Origin of the sequence: Corynebacterium sp. NML 150383, assembly GCF_002285085.1 — a bacterium.
GTDB lineage: Bacteria > Actinomycetota > Actinomycetes > Mycobacteriales > Mycobacteriaceae > Corynebacterium > Corynebacterium gottingense.
This window is the reverse complement of record NZ_NSGK01000009.1, coordinates 47,202-65,476: the sequence shown is the minus strand read 5'-3', so window position 1 is coordinate 65,476 and position 18,275 is coordinate 47,202. Positions and strand designations below refer to the sequence as shown.

Here is an 18,275-nt window from a genome sequence, read left to right as displayed (position 1 = left end):
CCAACGCTGGACCTTCTTCGCCGTCGTCTCCACGGGCCTGCTCATGATCGGCCTGGACAACTCGATCCTGTACACCGCGCTGCCGGCCTTGAGCGCTCAGCTGCACGCCACGCCCGCGCAGTCCCTGTGGATCATTAACGCGTACCCGCTGGTGCTCTCCGGGCTGCTGCTGGGCACCGGCACGCTTGGCGACAAAATCGGCCACCGCCTCATGTGGCTCATCGGCCTGGGCATCTTCGGGGTGTCGTCGCTGGCCGCGGCGTTCGCGCCGGGCGCGTGGTGGCTCGTCGCGGCGCGCGGCCTCCTCGGCTTCGGCGCCGCAGTGATGATGCCCGCCACGCTCGCGCTGATTCGCCTCACCTTCCCCAAAGAGCAGGAGCGCAACACCGCCATCGGCATCTGGGCCTCCGTCGCGGTCGTCGGCGCCGCGCTCGGGCCCTTGGTCGGCGGCGCGCTGCTCGAGCACTTCTGGTGGGGCTCCGTCTTCCTCATCAACGTGCCGATCGTGCTCGTCGCGCTCATCGCCACGTTCGCCCTCGCGCCGGAGAACGTGCCCAACCCGGAGAAGCACTGGGACATCGTCTCCTCCGTCTACGCCTTGTTCGCGCTCTCCGGCCTGACCATGACCATCAAGGGCGTGGCCAACCCGGACCGCTCGGCGGCGCTGGTCAGGGGCGCGGTCGTCGTGTGCCTGCTCGCGGGCTGGCTGTTCGCGCGCCGGCAGCGCGGGCTGGCGGACCCGCTGCTCACCTTCGACATCTTCCGCTCCCGCCTGTTCTCCGGCGGCGTCGTCGCGGCGGCCGGCGCGATGTTCGTCCTCGCGGGCGTGGAGCTGATGACCTCGCAGAAACTGCAGCTGGTCAGCGGCTTCTCCCCGCTGCACGCGGGCGCGGTGATCACGGCGATGGCGGTCGCGGCGATCCCGGCCTCCGTGGTCGGCGGCGCGAACCTGCACCGCATCGGCTTCCTCCCGCTCATCGGCGGCGGCTTCCTTGGCGCGGCGGCGGGCACCGCGCTGCTCATCGCCGGCGACTCCGCCGACGGCCTCGCCCTCGAGCTCGCCGCGCTCGTCCTCCTCGGGTTCTCCGCCGGCTCGGTGATGTCGGTGAGCTCGATCGCCATCCTCGGCGCCGCGCCGCGGCACCGCTCGGGCATGGCCGCGGGCGTCGAGGAGGTTTCGTACGAGTTCGGCACTCTGCTCACCGTCGCCGTCACCGGCTCGCTCCTCCCGCTGTGGCTCGAGCGCCGCTTCCCGCAGGGCATGGAGGCGCTTTATGGCGGCCCACCCACCCCCGCAGCCGCCACCGCCTACGTGGACGCCTACCACGCCGTCCTGCTCCTCCTCGTCGCCGCGGCCCTGGCGTTCGCCGCGGCGACCTGGTGGTGCTTCCGCGACAACCCGAAGTCTGGAGAGCTCCATGCCGCGTAAAAGCAAGCGCGCCGAGATCCTGCGCGCCGCCTACGCCATCGTCGCCGGGCCGGGCGGTATCGAGGGGTCACCTACGACCGGCTCGCCGCCGAGACGGACCTGTCCAAGTCCGGCCTGCTCTACCACTTCCCGTCGCGCCACGAGCTCCTCGTCGGGCTGCACGAGTACACCGCGGGCCTGTGGGAGGACAAGGTGCGCGCCCGCGCCGGCGGGGACGCCGCCGACCTCGCCCCGCGCGAGCGCTACCGGGCGATGCTGGTGACCATGAGCGAGCACGAGCCGCTCGCCGAGCTCCTGGTCACCCTCCACGCCCACACCCACCCCGACTACACGCGCCCGTGGCTGGAGGTGGAGGACCGGTGGCTGCCGCGCCCCGACGACACGGCCACGGACCCGGACCTCCTGGCGGCGTCGGTGCTGGCGTCGGGGCTCTGGGCGCACGACCACATCTACGCGAGGCCGCTGGCGGAGGGGAACCGGGCGGTGATCGTCGAGAAGCTGCTCCAGCTCCTCAATTAAATACAACTTTAGTTGGAGTAAATGTTAGGTTAGTGCCATGCCGAAGAAATGGAGCCCGCACGCCTGGCACCGGCGCGCGTCCAGGCCCGTGATGGTCTGGATGGTCGTGTTCATCGTGATCGGGCTTGCGCACCCGCTCGTGCCCGAGCCGCGGTGGCTGCTCATCCACGTGTTCACGCTGGGCATCCTGACCAACTCGGTGGTGCTGTGGTCGCAAAACCTCACCGAGCGGTTCCTGCAGCAGCGGCTGCCCGACAGCGCCCGGCCCGCACAGCTGCGCCGCACCTGGGCGCTCAACGCGGGCGTCGTGTGCGTGCTGGTGGGGCAGTTCCTCGCCGGGTGGTGGCGCGGGCACTACGCGCTGACCTGGGTCGGCGCCGCGATCGTCGCGGGAGTGCTGGGCTGGCACTCGTGGCAGCTGTACGCGCAGGTACGGCGCGCCGGGCGCGACAAGCGGCTCCGTCCGGTGGTGCTCGGCTACGTGGCCAGCGCGGTGTTTTTGCCCGTCGGCGTGGCGTTCGGCTCCGCGCTGTCGTTCGGGCTGCCCGGCGACTGGCAGGAGCGCGTCCGGCTCGCGCACCTGGTCACCAACGTCGGCGGGTTCGTGGGGTTGGCGGCGCTGGCGTCGCTGACCGTGCTGTTCCCCAGCATGTGGCGGGTCAACGGGATGCACGACCGGGCGGGGGTCTCGGTGCCGCTGGCGGTCGCGGGCGTGATCGTGGCCAGCTGCGGCGCGCTCGCGGGGCTGGACCTCCTGGCTAGCGCGGGCACGGTTGTGTACGTCGCCGCGTGGCTGTGGACGTTCCACGGCTTCCTGGTCAACGTCCTCGACGTGCTTCGCGACCCCCGCGGCCGCGTCACCTACGCCGGCCTGAGCGTCTTCGCGTCGCTGATCTGGCTGATTGTCACGCTCATCTGGTTCGCCGTCCGCCTCACCACGCCGGACCTGCCGACGCTCGCGCTCATGCTCGGCTTCGCCGCCCAGCTCCTGATCGGCACGATGAGCTACCTGCTGCCCACGACGATGGGCGGCGGCCCGCGCGCCGTCCGCGCCGGCCTGGCGGAGCTGTCGCGCGCCGCGTACTTCCGTATCGTCCTGTTCAACGGCTCGCTCGCGTGCTGGCTGGCCACGGACAATTCGTGGCTGCGCGTGGCGATGAGCGTCCTCTGCTTCGGCGTGCTCGTCGCGTTTTTGCCGCTCATGGCCCGCGCGATCCGCGCGCAGGTTGGGGTGCTCAAGGGTAAGGATTCGCTTATCGACGCCACACCCACCCAACACCCCGCCACCCAATCCGCCGCCGCGCTCGTCGTGTTGGGCGTGCTCATCGCCGTGCTGAGCTGAAAAACCCCAAACCGTATTAGACGCAGCAACCCGGCCCCCGGTTCCATTTTTGCGGGAACTGGGGGACTTCTCACATTTCCGCATTTTCGCTGCTGTTTCGGATATTGTTGCTGCCATGAACGCACTCGCACAGCTCGCCCGGTTTGACCGCAGCGGTTTCGACTTCGTCGCCGCCGCGGCGGGCAAGTCTGCCCGCGAGGTGCGTGACGAGGGGGTCCAGTACGACCGCGCGAAGCAGCTGGTCGCGGCGGCGCGCACGCTGTGCGGCCGGACGTCCCACTCGCGCTACCAGCAGCGGGCGCACGACGGGGCGCGGGAGCACGGGCACCGGATCGAGACGCTCGCGTACATCGCGCGCACGGCGAACGGGATCAAGGACGCGACGAAGCGGTGGCGCTACATCGACACGCTGTGCAACACGCCGGGGGACCTGTCGCTGATCCGCAAGCGCGCGACGGAGCTGAAGGAGGAGCTGCAGCCACGCGCGCCGCGCACCGCGTGCGCGCGCGTCACCCACCACGGCGACGGCCAGGCCACCCTGCGCGTGACCGGCCCCGCGCTGGACGTCCAGGCGGCATATGACGCTGCGAAGAACGACGTCGCCGCCTGGCTCGACCAGGACTGCCCGCGGGCCGACTACCTGCTCAAGCTCAGCGTGAACCTGGACCTTGGCGACTACGTCCGGATCGTCTCCGGCGCCGGCGACGACGTGCAGGTCCGCTTCGCCAACGGGGTGGTCATGTCCGGCGAGGAGTTCGTGCGGCAGCGGCTCTCGCAGTTCGGGCACATCATCCTCGTCGGCGCGATGGACGGGCCCGTCAACGCCTACGACATGCGCCTGGCCACGCCGAAGCACCGCGAGATGATGCTTGCGGACTCAGCGACGTGCACGTGGAAGGACTGCGACGTGCCGGCCTCTCGCTGCGACGCCCACCACATGACCGAGCACCAGCACGGCGGCGAGACCGCGGTCCACAACCTGGGCTGGCTGTGCCGGTACCACAACTACCAGGCGGGCCGCGCCTCCCGCGGGCGAACGGAGCGGCGGGGCGGGCGGATTGTGTACGTCTCGCCGTCGGGAAGCGTCACGCCCACCGGCGCGGACCACGTGGCCCGCGCGCCGTACCGCACCGTCACGGACGGACCACAAACTGGCCGCGCTGGCCCTTCTCCGCATCCGTCATCTGGTGATTGACAAAGCTGTAGGTGCCCGGCTCGTCGAAGGTGAACTCCACGAACCCGCCCTGTGCGGCGAGGAGGTCGAGGGCTTGGGAGCCGGTGTCGTGGGCGTCGCGAAGCGAATAGGCGCCTTCCTTGTACACGGTGTCGAAGATTTCTCCGACGACGTGGAAGCTGACCGGGTTGTCGGGCCCGACGTCGAGGACCCAGACGCGGACCGTGTCGCCGACGTGCGCCTCAATCGGGTGCTCGACGTACTGGTTCGGCGTGCCGTTGAACGCGGTGGCGTCGTACTCGCCGGCGGGGACGCTGTCGTCGTCGTGGTAGATCTCGTGCGCGACCAGCGCGTACTCCGCGTCGACGGGGCTGAGGTCCGGCGGGTCGATGATGAGGGCGCCGGCCATCCCCTTCGCGATGTGCAGGCTCATCGGCATCGTGCCGCAGTGGTACATCCAGATGCCGGAGCGCCGCGCGGTGAACTCGTAGACCACCTTGTCGCCCGGCGGGATCTCGCGCATCACCTCGTCGGGGCTGACTTCGCCGGCGTGGAAGTCGATCGAGTGGCTCATCTGCCCGTGGTTTTCCACGGTGATGCGGAACCGGTCGCCCACCTTACCGCGCAGCGTTGGCCCGGGCGCTTGGTTGGCGAAGGTCCAGGAGTCGCCGTCGTCGTGCATCACCCAGGTCTCCTCGTGGAGTTCGCCGCTCGCGGGCTGCAGCGTGGCGTCGCGGGCAGTGCCTATCGACGCCTCCTCTTCTCCCTTCCCGCTCGTCACCACATCAAAGGTCATGCCCATGGCTTTGTGGCCCGCGATCGTGCACCAGCCCTGGGTGTCCTCGGTGAAGACGCCGAAGTCGTGGGTGACGGTCTCGCCGGGGTCAATGCGGCCGCTGTGCTCGCCGCCGAGCTTCAGGTCGTGCTGCTGCGTGTCCGAGTTGGTGATGTTGAGGACGAGCCGGGTGCCCGGCTCCACCGCGACGCTCGCGGGGACGAACGACATGCCCTGGATGTCCACGTCGATGGTGGTGGCGTCCTCGCTGCTCACCGCCTGCGTGCTGGTGGTGTCGGAGCCGCTGAACGCGAGCGTGAGCCCGACGACGACGGCGACCACGAGGGCGATGAGCCCCCAGGCCAGGGATTCGGTTCGTTTCATGGGACAGCTACCTTTCTTGCGTGGAGCGCGAACCCTACTCCCAGTATGGCAAGCCCGATCCGCGGGCTGACCAGGGCGACGAGCGCGCCGCCGTTGACCACGCCGACTTTGATGAACCCGTTGTCGGGCTCGCGCGCGCCGCGGGCGAGGACCGGCAGCAGGTGGCCGATCGCGCCCGCCACGACCTGGGCGAGCCCGGCGGCGAGGAGGAACGTGAGCAGGTTTGCGGGGAAGCGGACGGCACCGGTGGCGAGTGTTGCGGCGTCGGCAAACATGGCGCCGAGCAGCCACAGCAGCCCGGCGGCGACGCTCACCGCGGGGGCCGACAGCCCGGGCGTGAACAGCGCGCCGGCGAGGACGGGCTGCAGCGCGTAGGACCACGCGAGCGCGCACACCGCGAGCGCCACCGCGGCGAGCGGCGGGCTGGCCAGGGCCGCGGCGGCTGCGGCCGGCAGCGCGATGCAGTGGGCGAGCAGCGCGCGCGGGAGGCGGGCGCGGGCGGTTGCGGAGGCGCGGTTGCCCGTCATGGTGGGGAGCAGGGTGATGACGGTGCCGGCGATGGTGGTCCACGCGAAGCCCCAGACGGCGAGGCGGGAGTGGGCGGCGATGGTCGCGTCGATAAGCGAGGGCCCCACGTGCCGCGAGCCCACGGCGACGGCGGCGGCGAGGGCGAAGAACGCGGCGGCGACGACGTAGCAGCGGGCGGTGCTGGCGAACGGGCTGGTGAGGCCGCGGCGCAGCTTGCGGGCGATGGACACCCCGTGCCAGCACAGCGCGGCCGCAGCGACGGCGGCCGGAATGGCCAGCGGCGCGCCCAGCAGCAGCGCGACGAGCGCCAGGTTGACCGCCGCGATGCGCACGGCCAGCCCGGCGGGGCGGGAGGCGGTGCGCGTGAGCGCGTCGGCGAAGTGGGTGGAGTAGGCCTGGATGGCGGTCGTGACCACGCCGAGCGTGAGCGGGTGGATCACCGTCCAGCGCGACGCGCCGGCGAGCGCGGCCGCGAGCGAGACGGCGGCCCAGCATGCCACGAGCACGCCCACTACTTTTTGCACAGTAATAATCGTACTAAGCTGGGAGGGGTCAAACAAGGCGGTCAGGGCGTGGTTCATATAATGAACGCACGCAACTGTCCAAGAAAGGTGCGAAGCATGGACCGACACCGGACGCCGCGCCCCACTTCCGATCTCACCACCGCGGCCGCGGAGCTGAGCGCGAAGCAGCGCGAGGTCTTCGGCGCGCTGCAGCAGTTCCCGCAGGGCGCGCAGGTGACGGAGCTGGCGAAGGAACTGGGCATGCACATCAACACGGTCCGCGGGCACCTTGACGAGCTCATCGCCCACGGGCTCGTGGTGCGCAGGCAGGCGCGCACGACCGGGCGGGGGCGGCCGTCGCACATCTTTACCGCGCGCGTGGCGCGGAACGCGGACGTGACCAGCGAGTACGTCGAGCTGGTGGACATGCTGGCCACCGCGATCGCCGGCGACGACCTGGAGCGAGCGCGCGAGGTGGGGCGGCAGTGGGCGAAGGAGGCGTCGTCGAGGCACGGCGGCACGCCGCGGGATCTGGACGAGGCGACCGAGAAGGTCGCCCGGATCCTGCGGGATATGGGGTTCGACCCAGCGCTTCGCGACGATGCCGCCACCGACACCTCACGCGAACTCTCCCTCAAGGCGTGCCCGTTTGTCACCGACCCCGGCAGGGCGCCGAGCCCGGCGGTGTGCGCGCTGCACGCCGGCTACGTGGACGGCAAGGCGGGCCGCATGCAGGTGGAGCTTCTGCCGTTCGACCGGCCTCACGAGTGCGGGGCCCGCATCACCGAGGTGGAGTAGCTAGTTGATCAGCCAGTCGTTCGGGCTGAACAGCTCGAAGTAGACGTTGGCGGGCGCCTTGTCGGCGGGCAGCGCCGCAATGTCGTCGCGGATGCCCTGGAGGAAGTTCGCGCCGCCGCAGAGGTAGACGTCCGCGCCGGCGAGGTCGGCCTCGGCGACGTTGATGCGCTGGTCCTGGCTGCGGAAGGTGGCGGTGACGTTGGCGTCGGCAAGCGCTTCCGCGAGGGCGCGGGTCTCGGCCTGCTGCGCCCAGGAATCTTCGGAGTTGTCGGCGTGGAGGTAGGTCACCTTGCGGTCCGAGTGGGTGCGCGAGAGGTGGCCCAGGATGCCCACCATCGGGGTGGAGCCGATGCCGCTGGAGATGAGCACGACCGGGTTGTTGCTGTCCTGGAGGACCAGGTCGCCGGCGGCGAGGGTGGCGTCGACGGTGTCGCCGACCGCCACGTGGTCGCGCAGGAAGGTCGAGACCTCGCCGTCGGTCTCCACGGCGATGCGGTAGGAGTGCTCGTCGCCCTCGATGATGGAGTACTGGCGGAGCTGGCGGGCGCCGTCGTCAAGCGTGACGCCCACGGAGGTGTACTGGCCGGGGCGCGGCGCGGTGAAGTCGCCGGTGAGCGTGTACGCGAAGACGGAGTCAGTGAGCTGCTCCTTGGCGGTGACCTCGGCGCGGCGGAAGACGTCGCCGTCGGTCACGCCGTCGGATTCATAGAGCTTCGCCTCGTGCTTGATCAGCACGTCGGCCATGAGCCAGTAGACGGCGTCCCAGGCTTCGGCGACTTCGGGGGTGACGGCGTCGCCAAGCACCTCGGCGATCGCGGCCATGAGGTTGTCGTGCACGATCTGGTACTGGTCCTTGCGGATGCCCAGCGAGACGTGCTTGTGGGCGATGCGGTCCAGCATCATGACCGGGTCCGGCGCGTTCGGGTCCACGAGCTGGGTGGCGAAGGTCGCGACCGAGGCCGCGAGCGCCTTCTGCTGCGCGCCCTGCTTCTGGTTGCCGCGGTTGAAGGTGTTGGCGATGAGCTCCGGGTGCGCGGTGAACATCTTGTTGTAGAACGTCTTCGTGATGGTCTCGATGTTCTCACCCACCGGCGGGAGCGTGGCCTTGATGATCTCGGCGTGCTCCTCGCTGAGGTAGTTGAGCTTCGGGTCCGGCTTTTCCTGCAGGTACATGCGGTGTCCTTTCGTGTCGCTGAACAATTAACACCGACTGTACCCGTCAAAACTAGTCCTCGAGGTCCGTGGCGAGGCGCTCCTCGTCGTCGCGGCGCTTGTGGCGCTGGAAGCGCGGGGCGAAGATGGCCGCCGCGCCGCCACCGATGAGCGCGCCGATGACCATGCCGATGGTGCCGCCGCGGTCGCCGTCGAAGTCGGTGAAGGCGATGCCGGCGAGGGTGATCGCGAAGAGGATCCAGATGGGCAGGGTGGACAGGGTGAACATCTTGGGCGGGCGGGGCCGCGGGGCGTAGTTCTGCATCCACAGCGCGCCGGCGGTTTGCGCGAGCGTGACGGGCAGCAGGGCCAGCAGCGAGTAGATGGCGGCGCCGTCGGGCAGGACCCACGCGAGGATCGCCATGATGAACGTGGTCGTGTACATGAGCGTCTCCGAGGTCACAGTGCTGGACTGGTGGAGGATCTGCTGCTGGTATTCGTCGTCGGTGCCTTGGTTGGCCAGGGCGACTTTCTTGTCGCCGTACTGCTTCAACATGGGGAGTTATCCTTCCTGGTCGTCGCCGAAGAGGGCTTCGACGGTTTTGCCGAGGGTGTGTGCGATGTCGAGTGCGAGGTGGACGGAGGGGGAGTAGTTGCCTTTTTCGATGTTGGCGATGGTCTGGCGGGACACTCCCACCTGCGCGGCGAGGTCGGCTTGGGAGAGTTCCTGCCACCGCCGCCATTTGCGGACCATGTTTTCGTGTGTGTCTGGCATCAGCGCTCCTTTCGTGTCTCGTAAGCGCCTACGTCAAACTATAAACCAAACACGCCACGATGTAAAGGAAACTAGACAAAAAGGAAATGGGGGAGCGTCGATAAGCGAAAGGCTCTAGACTGGCGCGCATGCCGACGCCAGTGCCTGCCTACCTTGACCGCATCCTTGAGCTCGTCCGCGACGACAACAGCGGCGAGGTCGCCGACTACATCGAGGAGCTGGCCGTCGCCGACCCCGATAAGCTGGGCGTGGCGCTGTGCACGACCTCGGGAAACCTGTACTCGGTGGGCGATGACGACTACGAGTTCACCATCCAGTCGATCTCTAAGCCGTTCGTGTACGCGCTCGCGCTGGAGGAGCTCGGCGCGGCGGAGGTGCACAAGTACGTGGGCGTGGAGCCGTCGGGCGAGGCGTTCAACGCGATTTCGCTGGAGGAGGACACGCACCGCCCCGCGAATCCGATGATCAACGCGGGCGCGATCGCGGTGAACCAGATGATCAACGGCGCCGAGTCCTCGGTGGAGGAGCGGGTAGAGAAGATCCGCGCGTACTTCTCCCGGCTCGCGGGCAGGGAGCTGCGTATCGACGAGTCGCTGGTCCAGTCCGAACTCGGCACCGCCCACCGCAACCTGGCCATCGCGCACCTGCTGCGGGAGTTCGGCATGGTCCAGGACCAGGCGCACGACGCGATCGACTCGTACACGCAGCAGTGCTCCGTGCTGGTGACGGTGCGCGACCTGGCCACCATGGCGGCGACCCTGGCCAACGGCGGCGTGCAGCCGATTACCGGCGAGCGCGTCCTGTCCGCCGGCTCGTGCCGGATCACGCAGGCGGTGATGACGTCGGCCGGCATGTACGACGGGTCGGGGCAGTGGATGGTCAACGTGGGGATCCCGGCGAAATCCGGCGTCGCCGGCGGGTTGATTGGGACGATGCCGGGGCAGTTGGGGTTGGCGTCGTTAAGCCCGCGGCTCAACGAGCAGGGCAACTCGGTGCGCGGCGTGAAGATCTTCCGCGAGATGTCCGCCTCGCTCGGGCTGAACCTGATGGGCGCGGACTTCTACGCCGCGCCGGGCATTCGGTCGGTGGAGCGGCGCGAGGACTGCACCGTGGTGGAGCTGCAGGGCATGATCAACTTCACCGCCGCGGAGAACATCCTGCACGACCTGGCCAGCGAGCGCATCGTGGGCGGCACGCTGGTGCTCGACGTGTCCAACGTGACCAGCTTTAACAAGGCCGGGCGCCTGCTGATCAAGGAGGGTATGCGCCACCTGCGCGACACCGGCCTGGACGTGCGCATCTACGACCCCGACGGCGCGATGCCGGACTACGAGTTTTCCGACGGCACGAAGGTCCCCGCCATCAAGGACTTCTCCACCACCTTTACCGTGCCGGGGTCGCGCACCGAGGTCTTCCGGGCGATCTCCGCTCCGCAGGAGTGGTGGGACGAGCACGTCGACCACATCGAGGGCTCGGCCTCCGAGCAGGGCGGCGAGTTCCACTTCGACACCGACGACCAGTACGCGGAATTCCGCGTCGAGGAGTCCGAGGTGGGCGACCGCCTGGTCTGGCACACCGAGACCACGGGCAAGGACAAGGAGGACCGCGACTGGGACGACACCTCGCTCATCTTCGAGCTCAGCGACAGCGAGCAGGAGGACGGCGAGACCCAGGTCACGTTCACCCACCGCGGCATGCACCCGCACGGCGAGGGCTACAAGGAGGCCGTGGAGGCGTGGCGGGAGCGCATCCAGGAGCGGCTCGAGCCGCTGATCCGGCACCGCGGCGAGCGGTAGCGCGCTAGAGCGCCGCGAGGAAGGCGGCGGAGGCGGTGCTGATGAGCAGTTCGCGCTGCTCGGCGGGGCAGCCGTCGTCGACCCAGTCCAGCGCGATGGCGTCGATAAAGCCGATGAGCCCCGAAACGGCGATGCGCGCGCGGTCGTCGCTGCGGCCGAGGAAGTCGCACAGCGCCTGCACGGTGGTGTCGTGGCGCTCGATGCGCAGGTGGATCGCCTCGATCGGCTCCTCGCCGCCGCGCTTGCCGGTGGACCACACGAACGGGTGCGTCTCGATGTAGTTGAGGTAGATGTCCAGCCCGCGGCGCACGATTTCCTCGGTGTCGGAGGACTCGAGCCCCTCAGCTGCGGCGATCTGGGCGTTGTGCAGGTTGATGGCCGTGCGCTCGAGGAAGGCGGTGTACAGGCCGGCCTTGGAGTCGAAGTAGTGGAACACCAAGCCTTGGGACACGCCGCAGTGATCGGCGATACGCTGGGTGGGGACCTCGCTGTAGGGCGTGGTGGAGAAGATCTCCGTGGCAGCGTCGAGAATTTCCTGGCGCCGCTCCTCCACGCTCAGGCGCCGCTGTGGCGCGTGCGTCGTGTGGCGTTCTGTCATGCGCTACATCGTACACACGCACAAGTTTTACATGCATTGAATATCAATATAATTCTGAACGTTGTCCGCTGACGAAAGGGAAATACTGTGAAACAGCAGCTCACAGACGTTATTTGGTGGCACGTCTACCCCCTCGGCGCGACGGGTGCCCCCATCCGCGACGCGAAGGACGCCGCGCACCGCCTCCCCCGCCTCGAGGCGTGGCTGGACTACCTCATCGAGCTCGGCTGCAACGGCATCCTCCTCGGCCCCATCTTCGAGTCCGTCGCGCACGGCTACGACACGCTCGACCACTACCGCATCGACGCCAGGCTTGGCGACGACGCCGACTTCGACCACTTTATCGCCGCGTGCCACGAGCGCGGCATCCAGGTCATGCTCGACGGCGTGTTCAACCACGTCGCGCGCACCCACCCGTGGGTGGCCGAGGGGCTCGCCGGCGGCACCGACTGGGAGGGCCACGAGGAGCTGGCCACCCTGCACCACGACGACCCCAGGGTCCAGGACGCGGTAACCGACATCATGCTGCACTGGCTGCGCCGCGGCATCCAAGGCTGGCGCCTCGACGTCGCCTACTCCGTGCCCGCCGAGTTCTGGCGCACAGTGCTTGGGCGGGTACGCGAGGAGTTCCCCGACGTGTGCATCCTCGGCGAGGTCATCCACGGCGACTACGCCGAGATCGCCGAGGCGGGCACGCTCGACTCCGTCACGCAGTACGAGCTGTGGAAGGCTCTCTGGTCCTCCATCTCAGACACCAACTTCTGGGAGCTCGACCACGCGCTGGGCCGCCACCGCGACATTGCTAAGCGGACGCTTCCCAACATCTTCATTGGCAACCACGACGTCGACCGCATCGCCTCCAAGGTGGGTCAGGACGGGGAGATCGTCGCGCTCGCCCTGCTCATGAGCCTGCCCGGCATGCCCAGCATCTACTACGGCGACGAGCAGGGCTTCGAGGGGGTGCGCGGCGAGGGCTTCGCGGCTGACGACGCCATCCGCCCTCCCCTCCCAGCCTCCCCGGCAGAACTCTCCGAGCTGGGCCAGTGGGTCTTCGAGGAACACAAAAAGCTGATCGGCGTGCGCCGCCGCAACCAGTGGCTCACCCACGCCGACGTGGAAGTGCTTGACAAGGAAAATGCCACGATCTCCGTGCGGAGTCGTGGCGAAAACGGCGAGGAGATCCAAACCGACGCGTGGCTCGAGCCCGCGCCGGGCGTGCGCATCCGCGCAGGCGCCGAGGTCCTCTACGAGTGGGGGAGTTAGCGCGGCAGGGAGGAACCCTGCGCGTACTGCGCGAGCAGCTGCTGGACGATCGCGCCCAGGTCCGGCAGTCGCACGGTCGCGACGTTGGCCACCGGCACGTCGATGGTCGGCGCGCCCTGCGGGGCGAGCACGATCACGTTCTGGGGGTTCTGCTGCGCGGCCGGTGCGGGCTGGGCGGGCTGCGCGGCCGGTGCGGGCTGGGCGGGCTGCGTGGCCGGCGCGGGCTGTGCCGGCTGGGCCGGCTGGGCCGGTTGCGCCGGCGCAGCGTTGCTGGTGCCGCCGTTGGTGCCCTTGAGGCCGCAGCGGTTCGCCGCGTTCTCTACGCGGGCGAGGGCGTCGAGGATCTGCGGGCCGCGGCTGTCAAAGCGGGCGATGGTCTGGGCCTGGCGGACCTTGGCGTTGTAGTCGGCGTCGTTGGTCCAGTACTTCTCGGCCTGGGCGCAAGAGATTTCGCCGGCGGGGAGCTTGGCAAGGGCGTCGTCAATCGCGTCGGCGTGGGCGGCGGCCGGGGCCGCGGCGAGCGTGCCCGCGACGGCGGCGGTCATGGCAAGGGAGCGGAGTTTCATGACCGCCAGTATGTCACGGATGTGACGCATGTGAAAGGGGAGCGCGCAAATTACGCGTTCACCATGCGGCGGATCAGGCTGCGGTAGGCCTGCGTCGTGAGCTCCACGTCGGCCAGGTCGACGTACTCGTCGTGGCTGTGCAGGAGGTCGAGCACCTTACCCAGCGTGTTCTCGCGCTTGTGCATGGCAAAGCCGTAGCCCACGCCGCCCTTGCGGCGGGCAAAGCGCAGGTCGGAGCCGCCCGCGGCGAGCGTGGGGACCACGGCCGCTTCGGGGAAGAACTCGGCGAAGGTGTCCACGATGGCGTCGTAAAGCGGGCCCTCGGTGGGGGAGACGGTGGCGTCCTCGGTGATGAGGTGGGTGATCTCCACCTCACTGGCCAGGTCGCCGAGCGCCTCGCGCAGCAGGTCGTCGATGTCCTCCTGGCTCTGGCCCGGCAGCTGGCGGATGTCCAGCTCGATCGAGGCCTCGGACGGCAGGACGTTGATCGCGCCGCCCGCGCGCAGGACCGTCGGCGCCACGGTGAGGTGGCTCATCGCGTGCGAGTAGCGCTGCAGCTCGCCGAACGCCTCGTAGCCCTCGCCGCGCAGCAGCGCCTGCTCGGTCTCGGGGTCGAACTTCCAGGCGCGCACGTAGCCGGGCCACGGCTCCTCGGAGCTGACCTCGGGCGTCAGGGCGGCGATGCGCTCGGCCACCTTGCCAATCTTGGCAATGGTCAGTTCGCGCCCGTGCGGCGTGGAGCCGTGCCCGGCGTCGCCGTGCACGGTGAGGCGTCGCTGCGCCGCGCCCTTTTCGCCAATAACGACGACCACCGCATCCGACCCGTCCTGCACCGGCAGGTGGGAGCCGCCTTCCTCGGACAGGCAGTTCTTCCAGGAGAACGCGTCCGGTGCGTGCTCCGCCAGCCAGCCCACGCCCAGGCCGCCGCGGGCCTCCTCGTCGGCGCAGCCCACGAAGGTGAGGGTGCCGGTGGGCTGGGTGCCGGACAGGGCCACGTCGCGCACGGTGGCCGCCATCGCGGCGGTGATGTAGAGCATGTCGGTGGCGCCGCGGCCGTACAGGTGGCCGTCGATAATCTGCGCCCCGAACGGGTCCTTGGTCCACTTCGCCTCGTCGACCGGGACCACGTCGGTGTGGCCGAGGAGGGTGAGCGGCTCGGCGGAGGGGTCCGAGCCCTCGATGGTAAACGCGATGGAGGTGCGGCCTGGGTGGGGCTCGAAGCGCTCGACGCGCACGTTCGGCGCGTCCGCGAAGAAGCGCTCGAGGACGTCTGCGGCCTTGGATTCCTGCCCGGAATCGGGGGTGAGATCGTTCACGCAAGAAATTTGGACGAGTTCTTTGAGCAGCGTAATGGTAGTGTCCGCTAAAGTCATACAAATCAACTTTCTTAAATTTGGCGGATGCGGTAATTTACATCTGTTGCGGTCTAATGTGAAGACTGAACGATATTGAGCAGCGCTGAACCGCACGGTACGGCGCAATATTTGAGGATAACGCGAGACCTGGCCTCACTGAAGAAATCAGGAAAGCTGAGAATTTAAATCAGAACCTGAGTGATCCTGAGGGCGAGGCGAGCAGAAACCCGGGAAGAGGTGGAAGCGGTGGCCCGTAGAGAAGGCAGCATGGACCCGAGGGCGATTCGTACGCGCAACGCCTTCCTGGACGCGACGGAGACGCTTCAGCGCGAAAAGAAGACCGAGGACATCACGGTGTCCGCGATCGTGGGCCTGGCGGGCATGAGCCGGCAGGTGTTCTACGAGCACTTCGACGGCCGCGACGCCGTCGTCGGCGCGCTCATGGAGCGCACGTTTCGGCCGCTGCTTCAGGAATACGTGAAGACCTACGAGCGCACCGGCGACCCGGAACAGGCCATCGAGGGTCTCGTGGCCGGCATGTACAAGGAGCGCGACCTGCTGCTCAACGTCGTCGGCGGCCCGGCGCTCACCTACACCCTCAAGCTCTTTACTACCCCGGAGCAGCCGATGCTGCGCGGAGTGGTGGACGCGATCCTGGAGCGCCAGGGCGAGCTCGAGCCGAGCCTGCTGGAAGGCGTGGAGGACTTCCTCCGCGCCGGCGCCTTCCGCCTCCTGGTTGCCTCGGTGCGCGAGGCGGATTCGGCAGAAGACGCGGCGAAGCACGCCAATAGCGTGCTTGGACTCTTGCGCGCGTCGATCGTGGGCAGCTAGCTCCGAAGGAAGATGAATTGTTATGGCACGTCGTGAATCGAGCTCCGACCCCCGCGCGGTACGCACTCGCGAGGCGTTGATCTCCGCCACCATCGCGTTGCTGGTTGACCACAAGGTGGAAGACCTTTCCGTCTCCGGCATCGTGAAGGCGGCGCAGGTGAGCCGCCAGGTGTTCTACGAGCACTTCCAGGACCGCGACAGCGTGGTCATCGCCGCGGGCGAGGCGGTCCTCGGGCCGGCGTACCGCGACTTTGCCTACAACTTCGACGGCGATACGGACTACGCCACGCAGGTGCACAAGCTCGCCGAGATGCTCGAGCCGCACGAGTGCATGATCCGTCACCTCATCGACTCGCCCGTGCACGGCAAGCTCAACCAGACGATCTGCGAGCTCATGTTCCCGCCGATCCGTGCGAACCTGTGGAAGTCGCTGGAGCGCGGCGGCATCCAGGCCACCGACGAGGTCATCGATGATGCAGCGATGTTCATCGTGGCGGGCACCCAGCACCTCTTCGTCACCGCGTACCGCGATGAGATCGCCGTCGGCGTGACCGCCGAACGCGTCGACCGGGTGCACGACCTGATGGGGCAGCTGCTTACTCGGAAGCGGGGCTAACGCTGGCGAGTGCCTCGGCGAGCTCGTCCAGCGCGTCGGTGGTGTCCTCGAAGGAGCCGTCCTCGCTGATCGCGGCCATGGAGACACCGTAGCGCTTGTCGGCGAACTGCCCGAAGCCCAGCTGCCGCGACTGCCAGGAGCCGTCGGTGTCGTCGCTCCACCCGCCCTTGAACGGGATGCCCAGGGCGCCGAGGCCCCAGGACTGCGACTTATCCACGTGCACCATCTTGTCCAGGACCGCGTTGTCGGGCTCCCGGTCCGAAAGTTCCGCCAGGTAGTGGGCGTAGCGCGCCTGGGAGTTCAGCGACCACTCGCTCGTGCCCCAGGCCTCCTCGAGCGTGGCCGTCGCGTCCGCCTTGGCCAGCTCGTCGGCGACCAGTTCCTTCGCGCCGCCCGCGGCCGCCAGGCACATCCAGAGCTGGTCCGCCGACCCGTTGTCGGAGACCTCGATCGTGGAGGTGATGAGGGTGTCCAGCACTTCCTCGCCCGCGTCGCAGTGCTCGGTGGCGGCCATTGCGACCGGCACCTTGATCGTGGACCACGCCGCGAGGCTGGTGACGTCGCCTGCGGTGACGGCGGCGTCATCGTCGTCGATAAGCACGATGCCCATGCTCGTGTCCGTGTCCGCCTCGATCCTTTCCACCTCTGCCTCGAGCCAGTCGGGGTCAACGCCGACGGTGTCGTCCACCTCTGCCTCGAGCCAGTCGGGGTCAACGCCGACGGTGTCGTCCACCTCGGTGAGCCGGCGCGAGAGCGCGTCCGAGTCGGGCTCGGCGGGGGTGTGCGCGATGCGCACGAACGACGCCGCGACCAGCAGGATCACGACGCCGGCGAAGGCGAGGGCGAACGGTTTGCGGCTCACAGGTGCCGGTATTCCTCGAGCAAGTCAAAGCCAGTGTGGCCGTGGATCGACTTAATGGTGCGGTAGTTGCCCGGCTGCGAGATCGTGGTGGTGGTGCCGTGGGCCAGCATGTGCTCGGAGCGGCTGAGCTCGCGGATGGCCACGAGCCGCACGCGGTCGGGGTGCTCCTGCACCAGGTCGGAGTAGAGCATCGGGTCGTGCTGGCCGTCGTCGCCCACCAGCGTCCAGCGGATGTTGGGGAAGTCCACGATGAGGTTACGCAGCGCCACCCGCTTGTGCTCCTTGCCGCTGCGGAACAGACCAGTCGGGGTGGGGCCCCAGTCCGTGAGCAGCAGCGGGCCGCGCGGCAGCTTCTCGCGCGCGATGAAGTCGGTGAGCGTGTCGTAGGTGTTCCAGGCGCCCGTGGAGACGTAGAAGGTGGGCTCGTCGGGGCCGAGGACCGCGCTGTAGAAGTCGTCCATGCCCGCGATCGGCTGGCGGGTGTTCGTCTTTTTCACCCACGAGTTCCAGGCGGCGAGCATGGCGCGCGGCAGCATGGTCACCATGATCGTGTCATCCACATCGGAGATCAGGCCGTGGGTGACGTCGTCCGAAATGATCTGCACCTGCGCTTCGCTCGGCTCCGCGCTCAGCGGTGTGCGCACCGTGGCGGTGTGCCAGCCGGGCTCCAGCCCGTGGTCCAGGATGAGGACCTCGAGGTAGCCGTTGCCGTTCGTCTGCGCCGTGACGGTCTGCGCGCCCAGCGTGACGGTGACCTCAATGTCGGGCACCTGGGTGGTGAAGAACTGGCGGTAGCCGCGCTCCACCTCCGTTTTCGGTTCCCGCTCCGGGTCCGCCATGAGCACGCGCCCAAGCACGCGGGCGCGCTCGGAGTTGCCGTAGCCGGTAAAACCCGTGACCTGTGGCGCCCAGCCCCGGCGGGCCTTCGCTTTCACGTCCGCGTTGTTGATGCGGTGCTCCGCCCAGCGGACCACGTCTGAAAATCCCATAAGCCAGTAGTCTAGGCGCT

Annotated in this window: 19 protein-coding genes; 9 read left to right on the top strand and 10 right to left on the bottom strand. The window is 68.5% G+C overall.

Annotation, left to right across the window (positions count from 1 at the left end; translation table 11 throughout):
• Window positions 1–43 precede the first annotated feature (43 nt).
• From CKJ85_RS09425 to CKJ85_RS09410, 4 genes are all read left to right on the top strand, one after another.
• Window positions 44–1,429: an MFS transporter gene (locus tag CKJ85_RS09425; RefSeq protein ID WP_095554179.1), complete on the top strand. Its 1,386-nt coding sequence runs from the start codon at window positions 44–46 to the stop codon at window positions 1,427–1,429.
• 192 nt (window positions 1,430–1,621) lie between these two features.
• The gene (locus CKJ85_RS09420) at window positions 1,622–1,948 is read left to right on the top strand and encodes a hypothetical protein (protein WP_095554158.1); all 327 of its coding nucleotides are present in this window, start codon (window positions 1,622–1,624) and stop codon (window positions 1,946–1,948) included.
• 37 nt (window positions 1,949–1,985) lie between these two features.
• Complete coding sequence (locus tag CKJ85_RS09415) at window positions 1,986–3,290, top strand: copper oxidase (protein ID WP_095554157.1); 1,305 nt, start codon at window positions 1,986–1,988, stop codon at window positions 3,288–3,290.
• Window positions 3,291–3,405: 115 nt separating this feature from the next.
• Window positions 3,406–4,485, top strand: coding sequence for an HNH endonuclease signature motif containing protein (locus CKJ85_RS09410; protein ID WP_095554156.1), 1,080 nt, complete (start codon window positions 3,406–3,408; stop codon window positions 4,483–4,485).
• Here CKJ85_RS09410 and CKJ85_RS09405 read toward each other — a convergent pair.
• Together CKJ85_RS09405 and CKJ85_RS09400 are read right to left on the bottom strand one after the other, a co-directional pair.
• The gene (locus tag CKJ85_RS09405; protein ID WP_095554155.1) at window positions 4,424–5,623 is read right to left on the bottom strand and encodes a multicopper oxidase domain-containing protein; all 1,200 of its coding nucleotides are present in this window, start codon (window positions 5,621–5,623) and stop codon (window positions 4,424–4,426) included. The two genes, CKJ85_RS09410 and CKJ85_RS09405, sit on opposite strands and share 62 nt — an antisense overlap.
• A complete protein-coding gene (locus tag CKJ85_RS09400) occupies window positions 5,620–6,675 on the bottom strand; it encodes a beta-carotene 15,15'-monooxygenase (RefSeq protein ID WP_143340193.1) in 1,056 nt (351 codons plus the stop codon). The genes CKJ85_RS09405 and CKJ85_RS09400 overlap by 4 nt, the downstream gene beginning before the upstream one ends.
• Window positions 6,676–6,771: 96 nt before the next feature.
• Here CKJ85_RS09400 and CKJ85_RS09395 point away from each other — a divergent pair, with 96 nt between their 5' ends.
• Complete coding sequence (locus CKJ85_RS09395) at window positions 6,772–7,452, top strand: metalloregulator ArsR/SmtB family transcription factor (protein ID WP_095535842.1); 681 nt, start codon at window positions 6,772–6,774, stop codon at window positions 7,450–7,452.
• Here the strand turns inward: CKJ85_RS09395 and CKJ85_RS09390 are convergent, their stop codons facing one another.
• Genes CKJ85_RS09390 through CKJ85_RS09380 form a run of 3 tightly spaced genes read right to left on the bottom strand, consistent with a single transcriptional unit; the run spans window position 7,453 to window position 9,379 of the window.
• Window positions 7,453–8,625, bottom strand: a complete 1,173-nt coding sequence (locus CKJ85_RS09390) for a globin domain-containing protein (protein WP_095554153.1) — start codon at window positions 8,623–8,625, stop codon at window positions 7,453–7,455.
• A gap of 52 nt (window positions 8,626–8,677) precedes the next feature.
• On the bottom strand, window positions 8,678–9,160 hold the full coding sequence (locus CKJ85_RS09385) for a hypothetical protein (protein WP_095546915.1): 483 nt from the start codon (window positions 9,158–9,160) through the stop codon (window positions 8,678–8,680).
• Window positions 9,161–9,166: 6 nt separating this feature from the next.
• On the bottom strand, window positions 9,167–9,379 hold the full coding sequence (locus tag CKJ85_RS09380; protein ID WP_095535845.1) for a helix-turn-helix transcriptional regulator: 213 nt from the start codon (window positions 9,377–9,379) through the stop codon (window positions 9,167–9,169).
• Window positions 9,380–9,507: 128 nt separating this feature from the next.
• On the opposite strand from CKJ85_RS09380, the gene CKJ85_RS09375 reads away from it, so the two are divergent.
• Complete coding sequence (locus tag CKJ85_RS09375) at window positions 9,508–11,175, top strand: glutaminase (RefSeq protein ID WP_095554152.1); 1,668 nt, start codon at window positions 9,508–9,510, stop codon at window positions 11,173–11,175.
• Window positions 11,176–11,179: 4 nt separating this feature from the next.
• Here the strand turns inward: CKJ85_RS09375 and CKJ85_RS09370 are convergent, their stop codons facing one another.
• Entirely contained in the window at window positions 11,180–11,773 is a 594-nt protein-coding gene (locus CKJ85_RS09370; protein WP_095554151.1) for a TetR/AcrR family transcriptional regulator, read from the bottom strand.
• Window positions 11,774–11,860: 87 nt separating this feature from the next.
• Between CKJ85_RS09370 and CKJ85_RS09365 the strand changes: the two genes are divergently transcribed.
• On the top strand, window positions 11,861–13,036 hold the full coding sequence (locus CKJ85_RS09365; protein ID WP_095554150.1) for an alpha-amylase family protein: 1,176 nt from the start codon (window positions 11,861–11,863) through the stop codon (window positions 13,034–13,036).
• Here the strand turns inward: CKJ85_RS09365 and CKJ85_RS09360 are convergent.
• Window positions 13,033–13,602 (bottom strand): hypothetical protein, encoded by a 570-nt coding sequence (locus CKJ85_RS09360; RefSeq protein ID WP_095554178.1) that lies wholly within the window; start codon window positions 13,600–13,602, stop codon window positions 13,033–13,035. The genes CKJ85_RS09365 and CKJ85_RS09360 overlap by 4 nt on opposite strands.
• Before the next feature lie 50 nt (window positions 13,603–13,652).
• Window positions 13,653–14,975, bottom strand: a complete 1,323-nt coding sequence (locus tag CKJ85_RS09355; protein ID WP_095554149.1) for a M20/M25/M40 family metallo-hydrolase — start codon at window positions 14,973–14,975, stop codon at window positions 13,653–13,655.
• A 228-nt stretch (window positions 14,976–15,203) separates the two neighbouring features.
• Between CKJ85_RS09355 and CKJ85_RS09350 the strand changes: the two genes are divergently transcribed.
• Together CKJ85_RS09350 and CKJ85_RS09345 are read left to right on the top strand one after the other, a co-directional pair.
• Entirely contained in the window at window positions 15,204–15,788 is a 585-nt protein-coding gene (locus CKJ85_RS09350) for a TetR/AcrR family transcriptional regulator (RefSeq protein WP_143340192.1), read from the top strand.
• 22 nt (window positions 15,789–15,810) lie between these two features.
• Window positions 15,811–16,404, top strand: a complete 594-nt coding sequence (locus tag CKJ85_RS09345; protein WP_095546911.1) for a TetR/AcrR family transcriptional regulator — start codon at window positions 15,811–15,813, stop codon at window positions 16,402–16,404.
• On the opposite strand, the gene CKJ85_RS09340 is transcribed toward CKJ85_RS09345, so the two are convergent.
• The gene (locus CKJ85_RS09340; RefSeq protein WP_095554147.1) at window positions 16,385–17,266 is read right to left on the bottom strand and encodes a hypothetical protein; all 882 of its coding nucleotides are present in this window, start codon (window positions 17,264–17,266) and stop codon (window positions 16,385–16,387) included. The two genes, CKJ85_RS09345 and CKJ85_RS09340, sit on opposite strands and share 20 nt — an antisense overlap.
• Complete coding sequence (locus tag CKJ85_RS09335; protein WP_095546909.1) at window positions 17,263–18,255, bottom strand: App1 family protein; 993 nt, start codon at window positions 18,253–18,255, stop codon at window positions 17,263–17,265. Before CKJ85_RS09335 ends, CKJ85_RS09340 begins: the two co-directional genes overlap by 4 nt.
• Between the last annotated feature and the right edge of the window lie 20 nt (window positions 18,256–18,275).